This window comes from Kiritimatiellia bacterium (assembly GCA_018001225.1).
Taxonomy (GTDB): domain Bacteria; phylum Verrucomicrobiota; class Kiritimatiellia; order CAIQIC01; family JAGNIJ01; genus JAGNIJ01.
Genome location: JAGNIJ010000083.1, coordinates 1 through 2807 on the forward strand (window position 1 = coordinate 1; position 2807 = coordinate 2807).

General features: G+C 66.5%; 2 protein-coding genes. One reads left to right on the forward strand and one right to left on the reverse strand.

Annotated elements, in window-relative coordinates:
* Positions 1–1541: 1541 nt before the first annotated feature.
* Entirely contained in the window at positions 1542–2177 is a 636-nt protein-coding gene (locus tag KA248_15850; protein MBP7831381.1) for a hypothetical protein, read from the forward strand.
* Between the two features lie 20 nt (positions 2178–2197).
* On the opposite strand, the gene KA248_15855 is transcribed toward KA248_15850, so the two are convergent.
* Positions 2198–2807, reverse strand: a 610-nt coding sequence (locus KA248_15855) for a hypothetical protein (GenBank protein MBP7831382.1), incomplete at its 5' end; no start/stop codon positions are given.

Consider the following 2807-nt stretch of genomic DNA (forward strand, 5'->3'; position numbering starts at 1 on the left):
TCCTTTCTGTAACCTAGTATATATACTAGGTCCTGAATACCAAGAGAAAAAAGCTCGTTCTCTTCAGGCCATGTCGCGGACTAGTAAAGGGCCAAACACGAGCGGGCGTCGCAAGCGACGCCCCTACGGCTCCCTGCATCACGAAGGGATTGCATTTCCGCGTGGCTTTTGCAGGCGCTGTCGGGTATCACCGGCGCATGAAACCACGCGCATGGTGGGGCGCCGTTCTAGTGCCGGTCCTCGCGGCCTCCACCGCGCTGGCGCGGCCGGCGGCGGTGGACCTGGGCCGGTGGCAGACGCCGGTCCGCGACCAGGGCGGCCGCGGGAACTGCTTCATCCACGGCACCGTCGCGGCCATGGAGGCGGCTTACAAGCGGGCGGGCTACGGCGACCGCGATCTCTCGGAACTCTTCTCCGACTACATGGGCCAGGTCTTCTTCCTGGAAACCGTTCAGATGAACGGGCACTGGTATACCTCCACGATGCGCGTGCCCGCCGCGACGGAGCGCGAGACGAGCATCCAGTCGGACCACGCCATGACCGTCGAGTCCGCCTCGCCCTGCATGGCCCTGGCCATCCCCGAGGATAAGTACATGCCGTATCGCTGCCTGCCGGCCAATCTGGGCGAGCACACGGACAAGAACGATCCGTTCTGGGCCAACCAGTTCACGGTCAGCGCCTTCAACCTCGACCCGTCGAACCTGCCCTACTCGGCGCTCTCCGCGCCGCGCTACTACCGGATCCGCTCGATCGAGTGGCTGCCGAAGGACGACGCCCGCAACGCCGCCGCCCTCGAGGCGGTCCTGGACGGCGGCCACGAGGTGATCTGGGATTTCCGGATGGCCGGGGATATTTCCGCGAAGGTCTGGCGCTACAACGGCCCGGCCGGCGATGCGTACCCCCACCGGATGCTGATCATCGGGTACAACCGGACCGATCCGCGAAATCCCTACTTCCTGGTGAAAAACAGTTGGGCGGACGCCGGCGTGTTCGACCCGCGCGACCGCATCACGCGGATCGGCTACGACTACCTCCAGTACGGCGAGTGGGCCTCGTACATCAAGGAGATCGAGCCGCCGCGGCCGTGGCCCGAATTGCAGTTCATCGGCCGCTGGCGCCTCGAGATGGGCCCGCGCTCCGGCATTCTGGATCTCTACCACCTGCCGGGCATGATGCGGAAGGATTTCGAGCACAACCAGTTCAGGGACGAGCAGGGCCGGCCGCTGGAAGATCGCCGGCTCGGTACGTTCTACGCCAAGGGCGATCACCACGACGCGTACCGCGTCAACGGCGTCGTGCGCGGCCACGGCATCGAGCTGTACATTGATTTCAACAACCCGGCCGCCCGGTGGGACCTGCTGCAGGGCTGGAAGATCACCTTCACCCTGGACCCGCGTAACCCGCACCGGCTGGCCGGCCGCTACGACTCCCGCGACGGCCTGCGGGGCGAGGCCCGGGCGGAGCGCAACCGGGCGTCGATCTCGCCCCTGGCTTCACGCCCGCCGGAGGAGGAGTCGCAGGCGCTCCTGGCGCGGGAGGAGATGGAGAAGCGGAAGCGGTGGGACGCGGAAACCGTCGAGCGTGCCGAACTGGAGTTGAGGAAACAGGCGGAAGAGGCTCTCAAGATCGCCGAGAACGAGCGGTTGAAGAAGGAGGCGAACGCGCCGGGCGCCGATTCGCCGATCCTGCAAAAATGGCGCGAACTGGGCGGCGCGGAAGGCTTCCTGGGCGCCGCGCAGACGGAAGAGCAGGTCTGCCCGGATGGCCGCGGGCGCTACATCCATTTCGCCGCCGGCTCGATCTACTGGACGCCCGAGACGGGCGCCCATGCGATTTACGGGGCCATTCGCGACAAGTGGGCCGCCCTGGGCTGGGAGACCTGCGCGTTCCTCGGCTATCCCGGCACCGACGAAACGGGGACGCCGGACGGGATCGGCCGGTTCAACCATTTCGAGAAGGGCGGCTCGATCTACTGGACGCCGGACCGCGGCGCGTTCGAGATCCACGGCCCGATCCGCGACCGGTGGCAGGCCCTGGGCGGGGAGGCGGGGGCGCTGGGCTATCCCGTCTCCGACGTCGAGATGTCCGGGGACAAGGAAGGCCTGGTCGCGCGCTTCCAGCGCGGCGCGATCCGCTGGCATCCGGCGCGCGGCGTGACGGTGGAAACGGCCAAGTAACCGGCCCGCCGCTCAATGCATTATGGCATTCGCGCGCTGACCCGGTAGAACCGCGCGTCGAGGCTGTTGGTGACGTACAAGTTCTGCGTGCCGGCCGCGATGTTGGTAACCGCGCGTTCGAGGGTCCAGTCCGCGTTGGTCATCGTGTTTTTGTAGTAGACGCTGTACACGCGGCCCGTGACCGCGGAGATCGTCAGGGTGAACTGGTTGGCCCCCGCCTGCTTGTCCTCGTCCACGATCTCGAACATCGAGGTCCCGTTCGTCGGGTGGCTCCCGCCGACAAGCTCGTCGATGTTCGGGACGCCGTCGTTGTCATAATCGTCGTCCATGCCGCCGTTCGGGCCCTCGGGATCCAAGTCGTAGCCCGCCGCCCAGTCGGTGTAATAGGCGGGCGCGCCGCTGCCGTAGCCCGTCCACTGGATGTCGTCCAGCGTGATCTGGCCGCTGGTGGAGGACTTGTTCGTGAAGAGCAGCACGACGTCGCCGGAGATGTTGATCGAGGAACTGCTCCACGTCTGGGTGGTCCCGTCGCCGCCGGAGATCGTGCCGATCACGCTTCCGTTGACGAGGACGTCGCAGTTCAAGGCCGTGCTGTAGGCCTTGCGGTACTTGAGGGGCGGGCTGCCGACG

What these genes read in the sequence shown, in the direction of transcription:
- KA248_15850 (MBP7831381.1), top strand. Translation starts at nt 1,542, where the DNA reads ATGGAGAAGCGGAAGCGGTGGGACGCGGAAACCGTCGAGCGTGCCGAA.